The organism is Rhizobium sp. BR 314 (assembly GCF_047445805.1).
Taxonomy (GTDB): Bacteria; Pseudomonadota; Alphaproteobacteria; order Rhizobiales; family Rhizobiaceae; genus Rhizobium; species Rhizobium lusitanum_B.
Window position 1 is genome coordinate 286393 of sequence record NZ_JARWLA010000003.1, and the last position, 22740, is coordinate 309132.

The following is a 22740-nucleotide window of genomic DNA, read 5'->3' on the forward strand; positions in this document are numbered from 1 at the left end:
CGCCCCATTTGCACAGGCGGATACTTCCCCATGCAGCCCATGCCAGACTACTCGCTCAGCGTCTGCGAACAGCTGAAGGCGCTGACGGCTTCCGGATCCCTACAAGTGGATTCGGCGCAGATGGATGTGGCGAAGATGCTGGATCGCGTGCTTGCCGATCTTAAGCGCAAGCGGCCTGCCGCAAAGTCCAGCGCACTCGGCTGGATGTTTGCCGCGCGCAAGAAGTCGGTTGACGCTATCAAGGGGCTCTATATTCACGGCAGCGTCGGGCGCGGCAAGACCATGTTGATGGACATGTTCTTCTCCATGGCCCCGTGCCAGAGGAAGCGCCGGGCGCATTTTTTCGAATTCATGGCCGATGTGCACAATCGCATCGCGGCGCAGCGGCTGAAATTCAAGAACGGCGAAACAAAGCAGGCGGATCCCATTCCGCCCGTTGCTGCCGATCTCTATGCCGAAGCCGAACTGCTGTGCTTCGACGAGTTCACCGTTACCGACATTGCCGATGCGATGATCCTGTCGCGGCTGTTTTCCGAACTGTTCTCGCTCGGCTGCGTCCTGATTGCCACGTCGAACGTCGAGCCGGACAATCTCTATCGCGACGGGCTCAATCGCGGGCTCTTCCTGCCCTTCATCGATCTTCTGAAAAAGCATGTCGACGTCGTGACGCTGGATTCGCCGACCGATTACCGCATGGAGAAGCTGAACAGCCAGCCGGTCTATCTGACGCCGCTCGATCAGCGCGCCGAGATGGCGATGGACGCTTCCTGGATGCAGGCGCTGCATGGGCGCAAGGCGCAGCCGATGGAGATCCCGATGAAGGGACGCTCCATCCATGTGCCGTTTGCCGTCGATCGCATGGCTCGATTCTCGTTTGCCGATCTTTGCGACACTCCGCTCGGGCCTGCCGATTTCCTGGCCATAGCGGAGCGCTTCGATACGATCTTCCTCGATCGCGTGCCGAAACTCGGGCCGGACAAGCGGAACCAAACGAAGCGGTTCATCATTCTCATTGATACGCTCTACGACCACAATATCCGCCTGTACGTCTCCGCCGCGGCGATGCCTGAGGATCTTTTGACGGAACGGCGAGGGACGGAAGGCTTCGAGTTCGATCGCACGGCCTCGCGTCTTTTCGAGATGCGCAGCGCCGAATATTTGGCGCAGACTCCGGCAAGGCGCGCCGCCGAGTGACAATTCGGCGACATAACATCTTACGTTTACGTAAGAATTTTTCGATCTAACCGATTGAAATTGCTGATCCAAAAATATTCAATTGCCAATTTCTGCCTTTGGGTCTATGCGATTGACGGCTATTGTGGATGCCTTGCTCGGCGTCCCGCCACGGATTTTGATCGCAAAGGATACACCGAAATGGCGCGCAACAAGATCGCACTTATTGGTTCTGGCATGATTGGTGGCACGCTGGCGCATCTCGCCGGCTTGAAGGAACTGGGCGACATCGTCCTGTTCGACATCGCGGACGGCATTCCTCAGGGCAAGGGTCTCGACATCGCCCAGTCCTCTCCGGTCGAAGGCTTCGACGCCAACCTCACCGGCGCCAGCGACTATTCCGCGATCGAAGGCGCTGACGTCTGCATCGTCACCGCCGGCGTTCCCCGCAAGCCAGGCATGAGCCGCGACGATCTTCTCGGCATCAACCTCAAGGTCATGGAGCAGGTCGGCGCCGGCATCAAGAAGTATGCCCCGAATGCTTTCGTGATCTGCATCACCAACCCGCTCGACGCCATGGTGTGGGCACTGCAGAAGTTCTCGGGCCTGCCGGCCAACAAGGTTGTCGGCATGGCAGGCGTGCTCGACAGCTCGCGCTTCCGCCTCTTCCTCGCCAAGGAATTCAACGTCTCCGTCCAGGACGTCACCGCTTTCGTTCTCGGCGGCCACGGCGACTCGATGGTTCCGCTCGCTCGTTATTCGACCGTTGCCGGCATCCCGCTGACCGATCTCGTCAAGATGGGCTGGCTCACCGCCGAACGCCTCGAAGAGATCATCCAGCGCACCCGTGATGGCGGCGCCGAAATCGTCGGCCTGTTGAAGACCGGCTCTGCCTATTACGCTCCGGCTGCCTCGGCCATTGAGATGGCTGAAGCCTACCTCAAGGACAAGAAGCGCGTTCTGCCTTGCGCCGCTCACCTCGACGGCCAGTATGGCGTCAAGGACATGTATGTCGGCGTTCCCACCGTCATCGGTGCAGGCGGTATCGAGCGCGTCATCGAAATCGACCTCAACAAGGCCGAGAAGGAAGCTTTCGACAAGTCGGTCGCTGCCGTTGCCGGCCTCTGCGACGCTTGCGCCACGATCGCACCGTCGCTGAAGTAATTTCCGCGTTATAACAGGGATAAGTCCATGAACATTCATGAATATCAGGCCAAGGCTCTGCTGAAGAGCTATGGCGCACCCGTCGCGGACGGTGTTGCCATCTTCTCCGCCGACGAAGCCGCCGCAGCTGCCAAGCAGCTTCCAGGCCCGCTTTACGTCGTCAAGAGCCAGATCCACGCCGGTGGCCGCGGCAAGGGCAAGTTCAAGGAACTCAGCCCGGACGCCAAGGGCGGCGTTCGCCTTGCCAAGTCGGTTGACGATGTCGTCGCCAACGCCAAGGAAATGCTCGGCCACACGCTGGTGACCAAGCAGACCGGCCCGGCCGGCAAACAGGTCAACCGCCTCTACATCGAAGACGGCGCCGACATCGACCGCGAACTGTATCTCTCGATCCTCGTCGACCGTTCCGTCGGTCAGGTCGCCTTCGTCGTTTCGACTGAGGGCGGCATGGACATCGAGACCGTCGCGCACGACACTCCGGAAAAGATCATCACCGTTGCCATCGATCCGTCGACGGGCGTCACGGCTGCCAACACGGCCGCTCTTTCCGACGCGCTGAAGCTCGAAGGGGCTGCCCGCGAAGATGCAGCCAAGCTCTTCCCGATCCTCTACAAGGCCTTCGTCGAAAAGGACATGGCACTGCTCGAAGTCAACCCGCTGATCGTCATGACCAATGGCCGTCTGCGCGTTCTCGACGCCAAGGTTTCCTTCGACGGCAACGCTCTCTTCCGTCATGAAGACGTCCGCGCGCTGCGCGACACGTCGGAAGAAGACGAGAAGGAAATCCAGGCGCACGAATACGATCTGGCCTATGTCGCCCTCGACGGCAACATCGGCTGCATGGTCAACGGTGCCGGTCTTGCCATGGCAACCATGGACATCATCAAGCTCTACGGCGCTGAGCCGGCGAACTTCCTCGATGTCGGCGGCGGCGCCACCAAGGAAAAGGTTACGGCGGCCTTCAAGATCATCACTGCCGATCCGGCTGTCCAGGGCATTCTGGTCAACATCTTCGGCGGGATCATGAAGTGCGACGTCATTGCCGAAGGCGTGCTTGCAGCCGTCAAGGAAGTCGGTCTGAAGGTTCCGCTCGTCGTTCGCCTCGAAGGCACCAACGTCGAACTTGGCAAGAAGATCATCAACGAATCCGGTCTCAACGTCATCTCCGCAGATGACCTGGACGATGCCGCCCAGAAGATCGTGAAGGCAGTCAAGGGCTAACGGGAATGGCTGCGTCCTTCGCTCCAACGGCTGCTCATCTTCGCCTCGGTGCCTTTGCCGGCGCCTGGGAAGGGGAAGAGCACGTCGCAGCTTCGGCCTGGACGAAGGAAGGCACGGCGGTCTCGCGCCTTACGGCAGAATGTCTGTTCGGCGGATTTTTCGTCGAGCAGCGCTACGTGCAGACGCGGGGCGGCGAAACCTCTTTCGAAGCCCGGAATATTTTTGGCTTCGACGGAACGGAACAGGCCTACAAGCTCTATCAGTTCGATACGGTCGGCTTCGTGCCCGCCGCGCCGGCTTCCGGCGAATGGATCGATGACAGGCTTGTCCTGACCAAAGTTTCGCCGCGCGGTGCGCAGCGCATTCTCTTTCAGTTCGAAAATGAAGACTGCTACCGTATGGGCGTCACTTTCTCGCCCACCGGCAGCGATACATGGCAGGAGGTCGTCAGCGGCTTATACCGTCGCGTTGCCTCCGCGTCTTCCAACCTCTCGTAACAAAGGCCTCGCATGTCTATTCTCATCAACAAAGACACCAAGGTCCTGGTTCAGGGCCTGACCGGCAAGACCGGCACTTTCCACACTGAACAGGCGCTTGCCTATCACGGCACGCAGATGGTCGGCGGTATCCACCCCTCCAAGGGTGGCGAAACCTGGACCGGCTCCAAGGGCGAAAAGCTGCCGATCTTCAAGTCGGTCGCCGAAGGCAAGGATGCCACCGGCGCCAACGCTTCGGTCATCTACGTCCCGCCGGCAGGCGCTGCGGCTGCGATCCTCGAAGCGATCGAAGCCGAGATCCCGCTCATCGTCTGCATCACGGAAGGCATTCCGGTTGCCGACATGGTCAAGGTCAAGGATCGCCTGATCAAGTCGAAGTCGCGCCTGATCGGACCGAACTGCCCGGGCGTTCTCACCCCGAACGAATGCAAGATCGGCATCATGCCGGGCTCCATCTTCAAGAAGGGCTCCGTCGGCGTTCTCTCGCGTTCCGGCACGCTGACCTACGAAGCTGTGTTCCAGACCACCAATGAAGGTCTCGGCCAGACGACGGCTGTCGGCATCGGCGGCGACCCGGTCAAGGGCACCGAATTCATCGACGTCCTGGAAATGTTCCTCGCCGACGACGAAACCAAGTCGATCATCATGATCGGCGAAATCGGCGGCTCGGCTGAGGAAGATGCTGCACAGTTCCTCAAGGATGAAGCCAAGAAGGGTCGCAAGAAGCCGATGGTCGGCTTCATCGCTGGCCGCACGGCACCTCCCGGCCGCACCATGGGCCATGCCGGCGCCGTGATTTCCGGCGGCAAGGGCGGCGCGGAAGACAAGATCGCAGCGATGGAATCGGCAGGCATCCGCGTGTCGCCGTCGCCGGCGCGTCTCGGCAAGACGCTGGTGGAAGTCCTGAAGGGCTGACCCTACCTATAGCAAGGCCGGACGGGGCGGCGATTGCCATGCCCCGTCCGGTTTCGATATTCGCAAGCATAGACTTACGGCCGAAACGGTCGAACGAAATTCGGTCGCCGGATGACCACAAGCCGGCAAAGCAACAAGTCGGGAGGCGGACGAGGCTGTCCGCATATCACCATGGCAAGGCAAGAAGCCAACGAGCAATTTCAGATCACATCGTTCCTGGATGGCGCGAACGCTGCTTATATCGAGCAGCTTTATGCGCGCTATGAGGATGACCCGTCGTCGGTCTCCGACGAATGGCGGTCTTTCTTCAAGGCGCTCGAGGACAGTCCCGACGACGTGAAAAAGGCAGCCAGGGGTGCTTCCTGGCAGCGTAAGAATTGGCCGATCGCGGCCAAGGGCGATCTCGTCTCCGCACTCGACGGCGACTGGGGAGTCGTCGAAAAGGTCATCGAGACCAAGCTGAAGGCAAAGGCCGAAGTCGCCGGAACGCCGGCTGACACCACCGACGTCCTGCGGGCGACGCGCGACAGCGTTCGCGCCATCATGATGATCCGTGCCTATCGTATGCGCGGCCACCTGCATGCCAAGCTCGACCCGCTCGGCATCGCCGTTCCGGTCGAAGACTATAAGGAACTGTCGCCGGAAGCTTATGGCTTCACCGAGGCAGACCTCGATCGCAAGATCTTCATCGACAACGTTCTCGGCCTCGAATTCGCGACCATTCGCGAGATGATTGAGATCCTTGAACGTACCTATTGCTCCACACTCGGCGTTGAGTTCATGCACATCTCCAACCCGGAGGAAAAGGCATGGATTCAGGAGCGCATCGAAGGTCCGGACAAGGGCATCGCTTTCAATCCCGAGCGCAAGAAGGCCATCCTCCAGAAGGTCATCGAAGCCGAAGGTTACGAGCAGTTCCTCGACGTCAAGTTCAAGGGCACGAAGCGCTTCGGCCTCGACGGCGGCGAATCGCTGATCCCGGCGCTTGAGCAGATCCTGAAGAGCGGCAGCCAGCTTGGCCTCCGGGAAGCCGTATTCGGCATGGCCCACCGCGGCCGCCTGAACGTGCTGTCCCAGGTCATGGGCAAGCCACACCGCGCCATCTTCCATGAGTTCAAGGGCGGCTCCTACGCACCCGACGAAGTCGAAGGTTCGGGCGACGTGAAGTACCATCTCGGTGCTTCTTCCGACCGTGATTTCGACGGCGCAAAGGTGCACGTTTCGCTGACCGCGAACCCGTCGCATCTGGAAATCGTCAATCCGGTCGTCATGGGCAAGGCCCGCGCCAAGCAGGACATGGGCGCCACACAGTGGGATGGCGATATCATTCCGCTCTCCGAGCGCGCCAAGGTGGTGCCGCTGTTGATCCATGGTGACGCGGCTTTCGCTGGTCAGGGCGTGGTTGCCGAAATCCTCGGCCTCTCCGGCCTGCGCGGCCACCGCGTTGCCGGCACGATGCATGTCATCATCAACAACCAGATCGGTTTCACCACTAATCCGGCCTTCTCGCGTTCGTCGCCCTATCCGTCCGACGTCGCCAAGATGATCGAAGCGCCGATCTTCCACGTCAACGGCGATGATCCGGAAGCGGTCGTCTATGCCGCGAAGATTGCGACCGAATTCCGCATGAAGTTCCACAAGCCGGTTGTGGTCGACCTGTTCTGCTACCGCCGCTACGGCCACAATGAAGGCGACGAACCGTCCTTCACGCAGCCGAACATGTACAAGGTCATCCGCGCTCACAAGACGGTGCTGCAGCTCTACTCGCAGCGGCTTGTCAGCGAAGGCGTTCTGACCGAAGGCGAAGTCGAAAAGATGAAGGCCGACTGGCGTGCCCATCTCGAACAGGAGTTCGAGGCCGGCCAGTCTTACAAGCCGAACAAGGCCGACTGGCTTGACGGCGAGTGGTCCGGTCTGCACACGGCCGACAATGCCGACGAGCAGCGCCGTGGCAAGACCGGCGTGCCGATGAAGACACTGAAGGAAATCGGACGCAAGCTGTCGGAAATTCCGGCCGGCTTCCATGCGCACCGTACCATCCAGCGCTTCATGGAAAACCGCGCCAACATGGTGCAGACGGGCGAAGGCATCGATTGGGCCATGGCGGAAGCGCTCGCTTTCGGCGCTCTCGTCATCGAAGGCCACAAGATCCGCCTGTCCGGTCAGGATTGCGAACGCGGCACCTTCTCGCAGCGCCATTCGGTTCTCTACGATCAGGAAACCGAAGAGCGCTACATCCCGCTCGCCAATCTCTCGCCGACCCAGGCGCGCTACGAAGTCATCAACTCGATGCTTTCGGAAGAGGCGGTTCTCGGCTTCGAATACGGCTATTCGCTGGCTCGCCCGAATGCGCTGACCCTCTGGGAAGCTCAGTTCGGCGATTTCGCCAACGGTGCGCAGGTCGTCTTCGACCAGTTCATCTCGTCGGGCGAACGCAAGTGGCTGCGCATGTCCGGTCTCGTCTGCCTGCTGCCGCACGGCTATGAAGGCCAGGGTCCGGAGCACTCCTCCGCTCGCCTGGAACGCTATCTGCAGCTCTGCGCCGAAGACAACATGCAGGTCGCCAACGTCACGACGCCGGCGAACTACTTCCATATCCTGCGCCGTCAGCTGAAGCGCGACTTCCGCAAGCCGCTGATCCTGATGACGCCGAAGTCGCTGCTGCGCCACAAGCGCGCCGTATCGACCCTTGCGGAGATGGCGGGCGAAAGCTCCTTCCACCGTCTGCTCTGGGACGATGCTGAAGTGATCAAGGATGGCCCGATCAAGCTGCAGAAGGACAACAAGATCCGTCGCGTCGTCATCTGCTCGGGCAAGGTCTATTACGATCTTCTGGAAGAGCGCGAGAAGCGTGGTATCGACGATGTCTACCTGCTGCGCATCGAACAGCTCTACCCGTTCCCGGCCAAGGCTCTCATCAACGAGCTCAGCCGTTTCCGCAACGCGGAGATGGTCTGGTGCCAGGAAGAGCCGAAGAACATGGGCGCATGGTCGTTCATCGATCCATATCTGGAATGGGTGCTCGCCCATATCGATGCCAAGTACCAGCGCGTTCGTTACACCGGCCGTCCGGCCGCCGCCTCTCCGGCGACGGGCCTGATGTCCAAGCATCTGTCGCAGCTTGCGGCGTTCCTCGAGGACGCGCTCGGCGGTTGAGGGGTTGCGCGACGACGCGTTTTCGTTTGAAAATCGCGTCGTCGCGCTCCAGCCTTCCGCATGATGCGACGGGGGAAGAGGATGGCCGCCATGCAGCAATGTGCCGCCTACCGCCATGACAAGGCAGAGGCCCGATCGGTTTTTTCCGGTTGGGCTATTGCCGCGCTGGCGTTCCCAGTCCCCCGACCATCTGTCGCCGGAATTCCATCTAACTCATAATGACGAAAATCAGGATCTGAACAATGGCCACTGAAATCCGCGTTCCTACCCTCGGCGAGTCCGTCAGCGAGGCGACCGTCGGCACCTGGTTCAAGAAGGTCGGCGATGCCATCAAGGCCGATGAGCCGCTGCTCGAGCTTGAAACCGACAAGGTAACGATCGAAGTTCCTGCCCCTGCGGCAGGCACCCTGTCCGAAATCGTTGTCCAGGCCGGTGAAACCGTAGGTCTCGGCGCACTGCTCGGCCAGATCTCCGCCGGCAACGGCGCTGCCGCCGCTCCGGCACAGGCTGCCGCACCTGCCGCTGCAGCCCCGGCTGCCGCTGCACCGGTTGCAGCTCCCGCCGTTTCYGCTCCGGCTTCCTCCATGCCGCCGGCTCCGGCTGCAGGAAAGCTGCTCGCTGAAAACAATCTCTCTGCCGATCAGGTTGACGGCAGCGGCAAGCGTGGCCAGGTCCTGAAGGGCGATGTCATCGCTGCCGTCGCCAAGGCCGCTTCGGCCCCTGCCGCCGCACCGGCTGCGCCCGTTGCCGCCCGGGCCCCGACTGCCGTCGAGGACGTCAGCCGCGAAGAGCGCGTGAAGATGACTCGCCTGCGTCAGACGATCGCCAAGCGCCTCAAGGATGCGCAGAACACCGCTGCCATGCTCACCACCTACAACGAGGTGGACATGAAGGCCGTCATGGACCTGCGCAACAAGTACAAGGACATCTTCGAGAAGAAGCATGGCGTGAAGCTCGGCTTCATGGGCTTCTTCACCAAGGCCGTCACTCACGCGCTGAAGGAACTTCCCGCCGTCAACGCCGAGATCGACGGCACCGACATCATCTACAAGAACTACTGCCACGTCGGCATGGCTGTCGGCACCGACAAAGGTCTTGTCGTTCCCGTGATCCGCGATGCAGATCAGATGTCGATCGCGGAAGTCGAGAAGGAACTTGGCCGTCTGGCGAAGGCTGCTCGCGACGGCTCGTTGTCGATGGCTGACATGCAGGGTGGCACGTTCACCATTACCAATGGCGGTGTCTACGGTTCGCTGATGTCCTCGCCGATCCTCAATGCGCCGCAGTCGGGCATTCTCGGCATGCACAAGATCCAGGAACGTCCGGTCGCTATCGGCGGTCAGGTCGTCATCCGTCCGATGATGTATCTGGCGCTCTCCTACGATCACCGCATCGTCGACGGCAAGGAAGCCGTTACCTTCCTCGTGCGCGTCAAGGAAAGCCTGGAAGATCCGGAACGTCTCGTTCTCGATCTCTAAGGGGAGCGTTGGATCATGTCGACATGGCCCATGCGGACGCTGCGCGGATTGTTGTGCGCCGTCGCCGCATGGGTGCCATCTTCCGCCAACGCGGCCGAGATCGACATCTCCAAGCTCAGCAGCAATCTCGATCTGGCGTCGCTTGGCGACGCCGATCTTGCCGCCCGATCGATCAAGGTCCTTCGTATCGGCAAAGTGGAACTGACATCCGGGCGCATTGTCGCCAGCGATCCGCTGGTCGGGCCTGACCGCGCGCCACTTGTCCGCACCGTTTCCCCCGGCGATTATCCCGTCACGCTCTATCAAGCCTTTGGCCGCATCGCCGCAGCCAGTCTGCGCTTTGCCGAGGGCAAGCCCACGCGTTGGGAGCTGGCGGTGATCCCGGGCCAGGACATCAATTCGCTGAAGGGCGATGAATTCTTCGGCTATCCGGTCGATGCCGGTCTCGGCTGTTATATGGATGCCGATTCTTACGCCCAGATCCAGGAGCGCGAAAAGCAGGTCCAGACGGAGAAGTTATCTTCGGACATCAACTACTATGATGATGTCCTGGCGTCCGAATTGGAACCGAACAACAATGATTACGCCCTGCATCGTCCGATCTCGGGCAAGCGCGGTAACGTTGCGGTTTTCTCCAGCGGCTGGGGCGACGGGTTCTATCCGGTTTTCTGGGGGCTCGATGCGAGCGGTCGGCCGCTGGTGCTGTTCACCGATTTCGGTGTTACTGAAAATGCCGATGGCCGGCGTGAGCCGGGAGAAAAATGACCATGCTGGCAACATCCTCGATCGCGAAACGGACCCCCCTGTGCGGAGCGATATTGGTCTGCGTGATCAATCCCTTGCCCGCGCTCGCACTTGAATGCGCGCAGGAAAAAGCCGTCTATGTCGACATGGACGATGCCTATGAGCTGCGCTTCGAACCGATGGGGTCGGACTCACCCGTCAGTAACAGGTTCAAGCTCACGGTGCGCAATACCGCGATCGTGGCTGAGGGGATCGTAATGCGCACGGAGGACAATCTGCGCGCCGACGGCCGGATCATGTTCGAATGCCCGGAAGGAGATGTCACCGGGGCAGATCTCAAGGCTTGCACGGTCTGGCAAGGCATGGTTTACGCCTCCGACCTGAAGGGCCATATTCGCACGCTGCCGGCCGAAGGCGAGAGTGCGGCTGACAGGCTTTTCCTGCCGGCGCTCGGCCCCTCTATCCAGAAGTCTTCGCTCTGGGGCGAAGGAAAGGCGACCGTGGCGCCTTGGGACGTCCTCAGCTTAAAAGGATGCAATCAATGACCGATGATGATGCGCCTGTTCTTCTCGTAACCGGCGGCAGCCGCGGCATTGGCGCTGCGATCTGCATGGCAGCCGCACAGCATGGCTGGGCCGTGGCGGTCAACTATGCTTCCAACAAGGAAGCGGCGGAGGCTGTGGTCGGGACGATTCTCGATGCCGGCGGTGCGGCGATCGCCGTTGCCGGCGATGTCGGTAAGCCAGAGGATATCAAATCTATCTTCGCCAAGGTCGATGCCTATTTCGGCCGGATCGACGGTCTCGTTAACAATGCCGGTGTCGTGGATATCGCCCAGCGTCTGGACGAGATGACGCCGGAGCGGCTGGACCGCATGTTCCGCATCAACATCAGCGGGACGATGCTGGCTGCAGCGGAGGCCGTGCGCCGCATGTCCACGCGGCATGGCGGCAAGGGCGGCGTGATTGTCAATCTTTCGTCCATTGCCGCCACGCTTGGCGCTGGCGGACAATATGTCGATTATGCGGCGTCCAAGGGTGCGATCGATACGTTCACAGTTGGGCTCGCGCGTGAAGTGGCGACCGAGGGCATTCGCGTCAACGCCGTGCGGCCTGGCATCATCGACACGGATATTCACGCTGCCGCCGGCTCGCCGGACCGGGCTCGGGATATTGCGCCGCAACTGCCGATGAAGCGTGCGGGAACATCCGACGAGGTAGCGGATGCCGTCCTCTACCTATTGAGCCCCCATGCATCCTATATAACGGGTGCCCTGCTCGACGTGAGCGGCGGGCGCTGATCGGAACGGGGTAGGCGACATGCAATATATCTTCGAATTCCTCGGCCTGATGGCGGTGTTCTCGATCTTCATCGTCGTTCCAGGCGCCGACTTTGCCGTCATCCTGCGTCAGAGCATCGTGCATGGCCGCCGTGCGGCCGTGATGACCGGGCTCGGCATGGGCTTCTCGCTGCTCTTCCACATCAGCTACACCATTCTCGGCCTCGGTCTGATCGTGTCGCAGTCGCTAATGCTGTTCAGCGTGGTGAAATGGGCTGGCGTCCTCTATCTCGTCTATCTCGGTATCAAGTCTTTCCGTGAGCCGGGCTTCAAGGTGAAGGATATCGAGATCACCGAGGAAGACCGCAAGTCGGTCTCCGTCTGGCGCTGCCTGGCGACGGGTTTCATTACCAACGCGCTAAACCCGAAGCCGGTGCTGTTCTTTCTGTCGCTGTTCTCGACGCTCGTTCATCACGACACCCCGGCGCTCATCCAGTTCAGCTACGGCATCGGCATGGCTGCGGCACTCGTCGCCTGGTTTGCCGGCGTTTCCACCTTCTTCACCGTGAAGCCGGTGCGCGATCGTTTCATCGCATCAGGCAAGTGGTTCAACCGCATCACCGGAGCGGCGCTCGTCGGCTTCGGCATCCGCCTCGCCTTGGCACGGGCGACCGACTAACAAAAGATACCAAACAAGGAAATTAAAACATGTCCTACGATGTGATCATTATCGGAACCGGCCCTGGCGGCTACGTTTGCGCAGTCAAGGCAGCGCAGCTCGGCCTGAAGGTCGCGGTCGTCGAAAAGCGTGCGACCTATGGCGGCACCTGCCTCAACGTCGGCTGCATTCCGTCTAAGGCGCTGCTGCACGCTTCCGAAGTGTTCCATCATGCCGGCCATGGCATGGATGCGCTCGGCGTCGAAGTGGCCGCACCGAAGCTGAACCTCGGCAAGATGCTGGCGCACAAGGACGCGACCGTGAAGTCGAATGTCGACGGCGTCGCCTTCCTGTTCAAGAAGAACAAGATCGATGCCTTCCAGGGCACCGGCAAGATCGTTGCCGCCGGCAAGGTTTCCGTCACGGCTGAAGACGGCAAGGTGACCGAGATCGAAGGCAAGAACATCGTCATCGCCACTGGCTCCGACGTTGCCGGCATTCCGGGCGTTCCGCTCGAGATCGACGAGAAGATCATCATCTCTTCGACCGGCGGCATCGCGCTCGACAAGGTGCCGGGCAAGATGATTGTGGTCGGCGGCGGCGTCATCGGCCTTGAGCTTGGTTCGGTCTGGTCGCGTCTCGGCGCCAAGGTCACCGTCGTCGAATATCTCGACAGCATCCTCGGCGGCATGGACGGCGAAGTCTCCAAGCAGTTCCAGCGCATGCTGGCCAAGCAGGGCATCGAATTCCATCTCGGCGCCAAGGTTGTCGGCGTCGAAAAGTCCGGCAGCGGCGCGAAGGTCACCTTCGAACCGGTCAAGGGCGGAGACAAGGTCGTGCTTGATGCCGATGTCGTTCTCGTTGCCACCGGCCGCAAGCCGTATACGGCAGGTCTCGGCCTCGAAGAGGCTGGTGTTGCCCTCGACAATCGCGGCCGCGTCGAGATCGACGGTCACTTCAAGACCAATGTCGCCGGCATCTATGCCATTGGCGACGTCGTGAAGGGGCCGATGCTGGCGCATAAGGCGGAAGACGAGGGGGTCGCCCTTGCCGAAATCCTTGCAGGCCAGGCTGGTCACGTGAACTACGAAGTCATCCCGAGCGTGGTCTACACGCAGCCGGAAGTCGCTTCCGTTGGCAAGACCGAAGAAGAGCTAAAAGCTGCGGGCATCGCCTATAAGGTCGGCAAGTTCCCGTTCTCGGCCAATGGCCGCGCCCGCGCCATGCTGGCGACCGATGGTTTCGTCAAGATCCTGGCAGACAAGGAAACCGATCGCGTCCTCGGCGGCCATATCGTCGGTTTCGGCGCCGGCGAAATGATCCATGAGATTGCCGTGCTGATGGAATTCGGCGGCTCCTCGGAAGATCTCGGCCGCACCTGCCATGCGCATCCCACAATGTCGGAAGCCGTGAAGGAAGCAGCGCTCGCGACTTTCTTCAAGCCGATCCACATGTAAGAACGGGCATCCCAGCCGAGCCGGGTGCTGGGTTGCAATGAAAGCTCGATGATGCGATGTACGACCTTTGTGCATCGCATCATCGAAGCTCTCCCATTCATCGAAGTCGGCATGTCACGTCAAATCCCAGCACTTTTCATATCTCTGCAACTCTCCATTGCCGTCGCATTCACGGGCCTTGTGGTTGGTGTGGTGCCGGCGCGCGCCGAAGCCCCCGCTGTTGGCTGGCCGCAGGCCGCCAGCGATCTTCCGGTGGAGCAAGGCATTCGCTTCGGCACGCTGCCCAACGGAATGCGCTATGCCATCATGCACAATGCGACGCCGGCAGGACAGGTGGCGATCCGCTTCCGCATCGGCAGTGGCTCGCTGCAGGAAAACGACGATCAGCAGGGACTGGCGCATTTTCTTGAACATATGGCCTTCAAGGGGTCGACCCATGTTCCCGAAGGCGAGATGATTCGCACTCTCCAGCGCCTCGGCCTGGCTTTCGGTGCCGATACCAACGCCTCCACGAGCTATGGTGAGACCACTTATTCGCTCGATCTGCCCGAGGCCGATGCCGAGCGCGTTTCCACCGGCCTTATGCTGATGCGCGAGACGGCAAGCGAGCTGACGCTTGACGCTGGTGCGTTCGACCGCGAGCGCGGGGTTATCCTTTCTGAAGAAAAGTTGCGTGACACGCCGCAATATCGAGGCAGCATGGGCTTCCTCAATCAGGTACTGACCGGCCAGCGGGTGACGCAGCGGCCGCCCATCGGGAAGACCGATATCATCAGTAATGCGCCTGTCGATCTGGTTCGCGATTACTATCGCACCAACTACCGGCCGGAGCGCGCGACGCTGATCGTGGTCGGTGATGTCGATGCTGCCGCTATCGAAGCGGATATCCGCAACCGTTTCGGCGACTGGACTTCCCACACGCCCGCACCGGCTGCCATCGACCTAGGCAGGCTTGAGAAGCACGGAGAACGCGTCGCGACCGTTGTTGTGCCCGGCGGAGCCACCCGTGTGCAGATTGCCTGGACACGGCCATATGACAGCGCGCAGGATACGGTCGCCAAGCGCCGTCAGCAGTTGATCGAGGGTATCGGCCTTGCCGTTCTCAACAGGCGCATATCGGTTTTGGCGCAGCAGCCCGACGCGCCGTTCGTCAGCGCGCAGGCAGGCTCTCAGAATCTGCTGAAATCCGCTCGCGCTACGCTTATCGCCGCCGATACCAATCCGGACAAATGGCAGGCGGCACTTGCCGCCATCGATCAGGAGCAGCGCCGGATTGCCCAGTTCGGCGTCGCGCAAAGCGAAATCGACCGGGAACTTGCCGAGTATCGGTCGATGCTGCAGGCGGCTGCCGGTGGTGCCACGACGCGCACAAGCCCCGATATTGCCGGCGCTCTGGCCTGGAGCGTCGGTGCCGATGTCGTCTTTACCTCGCCTGCGGACGACCTCTCGTTGTTCGATGCCGCGATGAAGGGACTGACGGCGGCCGAGGTCAACGAAAGTCTCAAGCTTGCCTTTGCCGGCAACGGCCCGCAGCTGGTGCTGCAGAGTCCGCAAATGCCCGAAGGCGGCGAGGCGGCCGTCGAAAAAGCCTATGCCGCTTCGCGTGCGGTTGCCGTCAGCGCACCGTCGCATGCGGAGGCGGTCGCGTGGCCATATACCGATTTCGGACCTGCCGGAGCGGTCGTCGAGCGTCGAGTGGTCGATGATCTCGGCGTTACCATGGTGCGGTTTGCCAACGGCGTCCGCTTGACCGTCAAGCCGACCAAGCTTCGTGCAGACGAGATACTGGTTCGCGCCAATATCGGCCGCGGCCTGCTTGATCTGCCGCATGATCGCCCGCTGCCGATCTGGGCGGCGCCTGCGGTTTCGCTCTCCGGTCTCAAGGCGATCGGCTACGAGGACATGCAGAAGACGCTGGCCAGCAAGGTGGCCGCCAGCGACTTTTCCATCCAGGACGGCGCTTTCAGGTTCGAAGGCGCCACGCGGCCAAGCGATCTTGTAACCCAGCTGCAGCTCATAACAGCCTACATTTCCGATCCAATCTATCGGCCGGATACCTTCAAACGGGTGCAGCAGGCTTATCTGAATAGCCTTGCTCAACTTCAGGCGACGCCTGGCAGCGTGGTCGGCCGCGATCTTCCCGGCCTTCTGCATTCCGGCGATCCACGCTGGGCCTTCCCTGACCGCGCACAATTGCTCGACACCAAGCCGGAGGAGTTTGAAGCATTCCTGCGGCCCTATCTTGCCAGGGGGCAGATCGAGGTCATCATCGCAGGCGATGTCGCCGTGGATGACGCCATTCGCCTGACGGCCGAGACTCTAGGCGCACTGCCGGCCCGCCCGGGTGCGCGGGAACAAGCTGCCGACAACGATGCGCGTTTTCCGGCTCCGACGGCTGAACCGGTCGTACGGCTTCAGAATGGGCGAAGCGACAATGCCGGCGCGCTCGTCGCCATGCCGATCGGCGATTTTCTTTCCGACTTGCCGCGCGCCGCCGCCGCCAATGTCACGGGTGCGATCTTCCGCAATCGGCTGATCGATCAATTCCGTGTCGCCGAGGGCGCGACCTACAGCCCACAGGGCAGTGTCGATCTATCCAAGTCGGTGCCCGGCTATGGTTTCGGTTATGTCTATGTGGAGACGACGCCGGCGAAGGTGGACCACTTCTTCGATCTCGTAAGCAAGATCGCCGCCGACTTGCGCGACAAGGAGATCTCATCCGATGAGTTGACGCGAGCAAGATCGCCGATCGTCGAGGAGATTAAGCGGTCCCAGCAGACCAACAATTATTGGCTGGAGAGCCTTCACGATGCGCAAACGGATCCGCGCCGCCTTGATCGTATCCGCCGCGGCATAGACAACTATCAGTCGCTGACGGCGCAGGACATCCGCACGATCGCCACGCGATATCTGAAACCCGAGACGGCCTGGCGTCTGAAGATTTTGCCGGCTGACGGATCGGCTGTTCGCTAGATCGGTGCTTCCGCCTCTCATTGATTGGCGGAAGCACTCTATCCTGTTGTTTTTTTGTGTTCCAGGCGAAAGGCTGCTGCGTCCTTTTCATGCAGATGCTCAAACCCGATCCTGCCTCGGGTAAATTGCCGCAGCCGGCTTTATCGCTGCGGTTGTTTTGCCCGATATGATAGTCTGCAGACATCGCAATGACAGGTGAAATGATGTCTGCAAAACCCTTGATGGTGAAACCGCATATGCCGCATCCCGCTTTACCGGGGGCGGATTGGGCGGATTGTTTCGAGCTGCAGGTGTCGAAATCGGATCTTACGGCAATAGCTGCGGCGCGTGCGATGCTTGGCCGCTTTCCGCCCTGGGTGCGGTTGCTGATGTCGCTGCGCAATTCGGTGACGAGCATATTCGGATTGAAATCCACCGGCAGTGATCTGGCGGGCGACAAGGGAACGATCGGCTTTTTTCCGATCGTCAGCCAGTCGGACGATCGGGTCGTTCTAGGCTTTGACGATCGCCATCTCGATTTTCGCGTCGTCATCGACGTGCGGGACGATGGTCAGGGGCGCCGGCTGGTCGACACTACGACGCTGGTGAAGCGCAAGATATTGCTTGGGCGGATCTATATTGCCCTGATTACGCCGTTTCACCGGCTGATCGTCGCGAGGATGCTGGCCGATTTCGGCAGGCGCATGAATTCCGCTAGTTTGCCTGCGTCACCGTGAAGCCCTGTTTGCGCAGCAGCGCGACGAGGCCCTTGTCGCCGACGAGATGCAGCGCACCGATGGCGATGAAGGCGTTCCCCTTGTCGAGGATCGGCGCGGATCGCTCGGCCATAACCTTGTTGCGGTCGAGAATGATGCGCTGCTCGAAGGCGGCAGTATCGTCGTCAGTGATCTTCTGGCTAGGCTCGATGACCTTCAGCATCGGCACCATCGCGCCGATATTACCAGCGAGATAGAGATCGGTCATCGTTTCGTTGACGTCGTTGATCTTGTCGCCGAGTTCGAGCGTCTGGATCAGCGATTTCAGATGCAGCGCGATCGGCAGATCGCTCATTGCCTTGGCCTGTTCGGCCAGGGTCTCGAGCCCCTTCACCTGCTTGCCTTCGGCCGCGGCATCGCTCGCCAGCTTCTGATCGAGGAATTTGGCGCCGGCGGTCTTGCGGCGAACCTCGCAGCCCGTCATTTCGAACGAGCTTGCGATCAGCCACGGCTGCATGCGGGAGACGGTGGCAAGAACGATGCCGCGTTCTTTCAATCCCGCCTCAAGGCGCGCATTGTCTTCGGTGGAAAGATGCTCGCTGATGGTCGAGCCATCGGTGATCATCGTCAGCGACGGATTGGCGAAGAGGGCGGCTGCTGCCTTCTTGTCGTCGAGAATCTCGTCGGATTCGACAACGATCGTGTCGGCCGAAGCCGCGGCTTCGGCCGCGCCCTTCGGCATGGCGAGCACACGCGTATCGGAAACATGCATCGTGCCGAGCATCCAGGAGGGCTTCAGGCCGGGCTTCTCGATCTTCCAGAAAATGCCCTTGCCGTTTTCTACCTTGTCGCCGGCTGCGATGATGGAGGCATACTTCGCCGGATCGGTCTTCTGCAGCTCGGCCATCAGATCCTTGCCGCCGCACTTGTCCGAGACAGCCTGGTCGGCATGAACAGGCTGCAGCGTCAGCAGGGTCGCGATCAAGATAACGGCCAGCATCAGCGGAAAGGCCGTTGCAAGCCAAAGCAGGATATCGGCAGGCGCCGGTTTCGCAGGCCGCGTCATCTTGGATCCGAGGGCAGAAATCATCTAAACCTTCCGCTGGCAAAAGCTACGGCTTCTAGAGCGCGAAAATGGCTTTCGAGAGACGTGCAGAACAAGCCTCTGCTCTACCCTTTGGAAACGCATTTTTCCTTAACGCAGGGGGTTAATGCTTTCTTATGCCCGCGGGTGGGCTCGATCATAGACCTCGAGCAATCGTGAGGAATCGATCCCGGTATAGACCTGCGTTGTCGAAAGGCTGGCATGGCCGAGCAGTTCCTGGATAGTGCGAAGATCGCCGCCGCCTGCGAGCAGATGCGTGGCGAAGGAATGGCGAAGCGCATGTGGCGTAGCTGTATCCGGCAGGCCGAAGGCGCCGCGCAGCTTTTGCATTCCGTGCTGGATGATGCCCGGCTGCAGCTTGCCACCGCGCGCGCCGCGGAAAAGCGGTCCATCGGCTTCGAGATGGTAAGGACAGATCTTGCGATAGTGCTCGACCGCTTCGATAACGACGGGAAGCAGCGGCACCAGCCGCGTCTTGTTGCCTTTGCCGGTGATGCGCAAAGAGGTGGCACCTGGCGAAAAATCCTGCGGCTTCAGGTCAAGCGCCTCGGAAATGCGCAGGCCGCAGCCGTAAAGCAGGGTTAGGACCGCAGCGTCGCGTGCGGCGATCCACGGCTCCTCGTGCAACTGCGCTTCGTCGCTGACGACGGTGATCGCCTGGGTATCGGAGAGAGGTTTGGGAAGCGACTTCGGCTGTTTCGGCGAGCGCACGGCGGCGGCACCGGCGGCATTCACCAGGCCCTTCTTCTCGAGGTAACGCAAGAGTGAACGAAGTCCGGCAAGGTTGCGGCCGAGCGAACGTGCGCCGGCACCGTCCTTGCGGCGTGAGGCAAGGAAGGCGCGAAAATCGGCGGGGCGCAATGCGTGAATATCCGCGATCGTTGCCGGGCCGCCGAGATGGCCGGTGAGAAAAGTCAGGAACTGCCGGCTATCGCGCTCATAGGCGCTCAACGTGTGGGCTGCGAGCCGCCGCTCCTGGCCGAGCGTTTCGAGCCAGCGGCTGCGCTCCGCCATCAACTGAGAGTCGGCAATGATCAACAATTCGTTCAGTGGAAAACCCCTTGAAATTCGGATTTCTTCTGCCACTTTGAAAGAGGGAAGGTTATGGAATTGTTAACTTTCCTGTCGGCTCGCTTGCATTTTTGGTGCATGGCGGGAGTAGCGATACTCAAAATTGCGGCATGTAACCCGCTCCCCAGACCCCGACGGTTCAGCGGTTGCATGCGAGGCGCTTGTCATGCTTCGATCATATTCGATTGCGATAGAATATTTCCCAACAATTCAGGACACTTCATGGCGCGCCGGGGTTCGATAACTGCACTGGGACAGCTGGCAGAGGTGATCGCCTTGGTGTCCCAGGGGCAGCCGGGGCATATCGTCGATACTTTGATTGCCGAGCGCGGTCAGAAGATCGTTCGCAACCCGCTCTGGCCGCTGATGCGCCCGTTCCTCTACACGCTGCTGCGCTACAACAAGGCGATCGAGTTTGCTGATGATGTCGCCAAGCTCTCTGGCTTCCAGTGCTTCGAATATATGAGCGATCTGCTGCGGCTCGACATCGGCGTGAGCCATGCCGATCGTATTCCCGCATCCGGTGGGTTCATTCTCGTTAGCAACCATCCCACAGGCATCGCCGATGGCGTCGCCGTCTTCGATCTCCTGAAGTCGCGCCGGCCCGATATGATGGTGTTTGCCAATCGAGATGCGGTACGCGTCAATCCGCGCTTTGCAGAGATGATCATCCCGGTCGAATGGCGCGAGGAACACAAGAGCAAGCCGAAGACGCGCGAGACGCTGCAACTGACGAACCGGGCGGTTGCCGACGGCAAGGTGACGGTGCTGTTTCCCTCCGGTCGCATCGCCTATTGGGCGAACGGCAAGCTGAACGAGCGGCCCTGGAAGACGTCAGCCGTAGGGCTGGCGCGCAAATACAATCTGCCGATCCTGCCCGTGCACCTGACGGCGCGTAATTCCGGCCTGTTCTACTGGTTCGCCAAATGGTCGACCGAGCTGCGCGACATGACGGTTTTCCACGAGCTGCTCAACAAGCGCGGGGACCGGTTCGATTTTCTCGTGGGCAACCTCATCCCGGTCGAGGATCTGGACGGTGACGTCAACGAGGTAACGAAAGCGCTGGAGAGGCATACGGTCTTCGACCTTGCGGCCGATGGCAATGCAACTTTCTCTCCGGTTGTGCTACCCAGGCGGGACGAAGCCCTGGTATCGCATTTTCTTTGAAACGGGAATCGGCTAGACCGCAGGACATGCTGCTACGCTCCATGTCTGCCCGGAACTATCGCTCCTTGCGCTCGATCCGAATGGATCTCTCCGATGTCAACCTGTTCATCGGCGAGAATGGTGTCGGTAAATCCAACCTCTATCGCTCGCTGCAGCTGGTGCAGGCGGCGGTTCGCGGCCGGCTGGCGCATGAAATCTCCAGCGAAGGCGGCATGTTCTCGGCCATGTGGTCGGGTAAGCGTCGTTCGCATGAATCCGCGCGCATCCGCTTCGATGTCGAGTTGCTGGACATGGAGCGCGCCGCGACCTTCCGCTACTGGATCGAGGCCGGCATGAAGCCGCCGACTGCTGCGGGGTTTTCTCTAGAGCCGCAAATCAAGGCCGAGGAACTTTCGTTCGAAGCCGGGCGTAGGCCGGTGACGATGATGAAGCGCGAAGGGGCCGGCATTTCGGTGCGCGGCGAAACTGGCCGTATCGAAGCCTATCGTGAGCAGGCTTTACCGTCGGAAACTGCAATCGCGCTACTTGGCGATGCCGGACATTATCCGGAAATCGGCACCTTCCGCCGCGCCGTCGACGCTTGGCGCTTCTTTCATGGCTTCCGCACCGATCGCGCTTCGCCGCTGCGCGGGCCTTGTCTCGCAGTCACGTCACCGATGCTGGATGAGGACGGAGCCAATATTGCCGCTGTATTCGCAACGCTCGCGCATATACGGGGAGATACGGTCGAACTGGATCGGTTTCTTGCCGCGGCGCTCGGTGGCGCGCGGCTTGTCGTACCCGAGCCGCAGGAAACGGCGGATTTCGGGTTGATGCTGCCCGAGTTTCCCAACCGCGTCTTCCAGCCGCGCGAGCTTTCCGACGGCCAGATTCGTTTTCTCGGTCTTGCTGCCGCCTTGATGTCCTATCGCCTGCCTCCGCTGATCGCGCTCAACGAGCCGGAGGCGAGCTTGCATCCCGACATGCTGCCGCCGCTTGCCGATATGATCGCGCAGGCGGCCAAGACCAGCCAGATCTGGATTGTTACCCATTCCGAGCGCTTAGCGGAGGCCGTGCGCGAGCGCTGCGGGGCAAAGCCGCGCCGCGTGATCCGCGAAGACGGCTGCACCTGGATCGACGGCATGCGGCTGACCGGCCTGATTGATGACGACGATGAATAATAGACGTTGGAGCTTTCGCTAGACCTGCTCAAGGTCGCGCGACGGCCGGCAGGGGCAAATCTCCGCCGGGATTTTTAACACTTAGATTTATTGAAATGGGATTGCCGACATGACCTCAGCGGATAGAGCTGCTCTCTTGAACAACTTGGCTACCATCATTGCGAGCCTGGAAATGGCGCGGCCGCTTCGCGTCGCGATCGACGGCAGGACGGCCTCAGGCAAGACCACGCTGGCGAACGAACTGGCCGAGTGCCTCAAGCTCAGCGGCCGAGAGATCATCCGCACCTCCATCGATGGCTTCCATCGGCCAAAGGTAGAGCGCTATGCGCGCGGCCGGCATTCCGCCGAAGGTTACTATCACGATGCGCGCGATCTTCCCGCCATCAATGCGCTGCTTCTGAGGCCCCTGGGGCCGGGCGGCGATCAATGGTATCGCACCGCCTCCTTCGATCTGCACAATGATGTGCCGATCGAACAGGATCCTCAGTTCGCGCCGGATGATGCGATCCTCATCGTCGACGGCACCTTTCTGCAGCGGCCGGAGCTGCTGGAAGGCTGGGACCTCGCCATCTTCGTCGAAACCTCCGAAGATGTCTCCGAACAGCGTGGCATTGCGCGCGATACGGCACTTCTGGGCGGAACGGAGACGACCCGCCAGCTCTATGCCGATCGATACCGGCCCGCGTTTGCTCTCTATGAAAGCCTCGCTGCGCCTACTTTTTCGGCCGATGCGATAATTAGCAATGACGATTTTGATCGGCCGACCCTTCGGATCAGTGAGGGCGGCAGGCTGTTTGAAGTGTCGCGAGAGCTTTGATTATTCACGG

19 protein-coding genes are annotated in these 22740 nt (G+C 60.7%); 17 read left to right on the plus strand and 2 right to left on the minus strand.

All coding sequences use genetic code 11. The annotated features are described in order from the left end of the window. The first annotated feature begins 30 nt into the window (after positions 1-30). The 14 genes from zapE to QD461_RS06385 all read left to right on the plus strand — a co-directional run bounded on the left by zapE (position 31) and on the right by QD461_RS06385 (position 17431). Positions 31-1194, plus strand: a complete 1164-nt coding sequence (gene zapE / locus QD461_RS06320) for a cell division protein ZapE (RefSeq protein ID WP_414086945.1) — start codon at positions 31-33, stop codon at positions 1192-1194. A 180-nt stretch (positions 1195-1374) separates the two neighbouring features. Beyond that, positions 1375-2337 carry a malate dehydrogenase gene (gene mdh, locus QD461_RS06325; protein WP_037148983.1) on the plus strand — a complete coding sequence of 321 codons (963 nt, stop codon included), beginning with the start codon at positions 1375-1377 and terminating at the stop codon, positions 2335-2337. 27 nt (positions 2338-2364) lie between these two features. Next, positions 2365-3558 (plus strand): ADP-forming succinate--CoA ligase subunit beta, encoded by a 1194-nt coding sequence (sucC, locus tag QD461_RS06330; RefSeq protein ID WP_414086946.1) that lies wholly within the window; start codon positions 2365-2367, stop codon positions 3556-3558. Between the two features lie 5 nt (positions 3559-3563). Then, positions 3564-4055: a DUF1579 family protein gene (locus tag QD461_RS06335; protein ID WP_414086947.1), complete on the plus strand. Its 492-nt coding sequence runs from the start codon at positions 3564-3566 to the stop codon at positions 4053-4055. A gap of 12 nt (positions 4056-4067) precedes the next feature. Further along, on the plus strand, positions 4068-4970 hold the full coding sequence (gene sucD / locus QD461_RS06340; RefSeq protein WP_184709765.1) for a succinate--CoA ligase subunit alpha: 903 nt from the start codon (positions 4068-4070) through the stop codon (positions 4968-4970). Positions 4971-5141: 171 nt separating this feature from the next. Further along, on the plus strand, positions 5142-8126 hold the full coding sequence (locus QD461_RS06345) for a 2-oxoglutarate dehydrogenase E1 component (RefSeq protein ID WP_414086948.1): 2985 nt from the start codon (positions 5142-5144) through the stop codon (positions 8124-8126). 242 nt (positions 8127-8368) lie between these two features. Then, positions 8369-9604, plus strand: a complete 1236-nt coding sequence (odhB, locus tag QD461_RS06350) for a 2-oxoglutarate dehydrogenase complex dihydrolipoyllysine-residue succinyltransferase (RefSeq protein ID WP_414086949.1) — start codon at positions 8369-8371, stop codon at positions 9602-9604. A gap of 15 nt (positions 9605-9619) precedes the next feature. Next, positions 9620-10369 (plus strand): DUF4241 domain-containing protein, encoded by a 750-nt coding sequence (locus QD461_RS06355; RefSeq protein ID WP_414086950.1) that lies wholly within the window; start codon positions 9620-9622, stop codon positions 10367-10369. Between the two features lie 2 nt (positions 10370-10371). Continuing rightward, positions 10372-10893, plus strand: a complete 522-nt coding sequence (locus QD461_RS06360) for a hypothetical protein (protein ID WP_414086951.1) — start codon at positions 10372-10374, stop codon at positions 10891-10893. Beyond that, entirely contained in the window at positions 10890-11648 is a 759-nt protein-coding gene (locus QD461_RS06365) for an SDR family oxidoreductase (protein ID WP_414086952.1), read from the plus strand. Before QD461_RS06360 ends, QD461_RS06365 begins: the two co-directional genes overlap by 4 nt. Before the next feature lie 19 nt (positions 11649-11667). Then, positions 11668-12306: a LysE family translocator gene (locus tag QD461_RS06370; protein WP_414086953.1), complete on the plus strand. Its 639-nt coding sequence runs from the start codon at positions 11668-11670 to the stop codon at positions 12304-12306. A gap of 29 nt (positions 12307-12335) precedes the next feature. Continuing rightward, positions 12336-13742, plus strand: coding sequence for a dihydrolipoyl dehydrogenase (gene lpdA / locus QD461_RS06375; protein ID WP_414086954.1), 1407 nt, complete (start codon positions 12336-12338; stop codon positions 13740-13742). 111 nt (positions 13743-13853) lie between these two features. Then, positions 13854-16715: a M16 family metallopeptidase gene (locus QD461_RS06380; protein ID WP_414086955.1), complete on the plus strand. Its 2862-nt coding sequence runs from the start codon at positions 13854-13856 to the stop codon at positions 16713-16715. 200 nt (positions 16716-16915) lie between these two features. Further along, positions 16916-17431, plus strand: coding sequence for a DUF2867 domain-containing protein (locus QD461_RS06385; protein WP_414086956.1), 516 nt, complete (start codon positions 16916-16918; stop codon positions 17429-17431). On the opposite strand, the gene QD461_RS06390 is transcribed toward QD461_RS06385, so the two are convergent. Both QD461_RS06390 and QD461_RS06395 read right to left on the minus strand, forming a co-directional pair. Next, positions 17409-18500, minus strand: coding sequence for a TraB/GumN family protein (locus tag QD461_RS06390; protein ID WP_414086957.1), 1092 nt, complete (start codon positions 18498-18500; stop codon positions 17409-17411). The two genes, QD461_RS06385 and QD461_RS06390, sit on opposite strands and share 23 nt — an antisense overlap. 129 nt (positions 18501-18629) lie before the next feature. After that, complete coding sequence (locus tag QD461_RS06395) at positions 18630-19565, minus strand: tyrosine recombinase XerC (RefSeq protein WP_414087078.1); 936 nt, start codon at positions 19563-19565, stop codon at positions 18630-18632. A 243-nt stretch (positions 19566-19808) separates the two neighbouring features. Between QD461_RS06395 and QD461_RS06400 the strand changes: the two genes are divergently transcribed. The 3 genes from QD461_RS06400 (at position 19809) to QD461_RS06410 (ending at position 22730) form a co-directional block, all read left to right on the plus strand. After that, entirely contained in the window at positions 19809-20753 is a 945-nt protein-coding gene (locus tag QD461_RS06400; RefSeq protein WP_414086958.1) for a GNAT family N-acetyltransferase, read from the plus strand. 26 nt (positions 20754-20779) lie between these two features. Further along, on the plus strand, positions 20780-21913 hold the full coding sequence (locus QD461_RS06405) for an AAA family ATPase (protein ID WP_414086959.1): 1134 nt from the start codon (positions 20780-20782) through the stop codon (positions 21911-21913). A gap of 109 nt (positions 21914-22022) precedes the next feature. Next, on the plus strand, positions 22023-22730 hold the full coding sequence (locus tag QD461_RS06410; protein WP_414086960.1) for a uridylate kinase: 708 nt from the start codon (positions 22023-22025) through the stop codon (positions 22728-22730). The last annotated feature ends 10 nt before the right edge of the window (positions 22731-22740 follow it).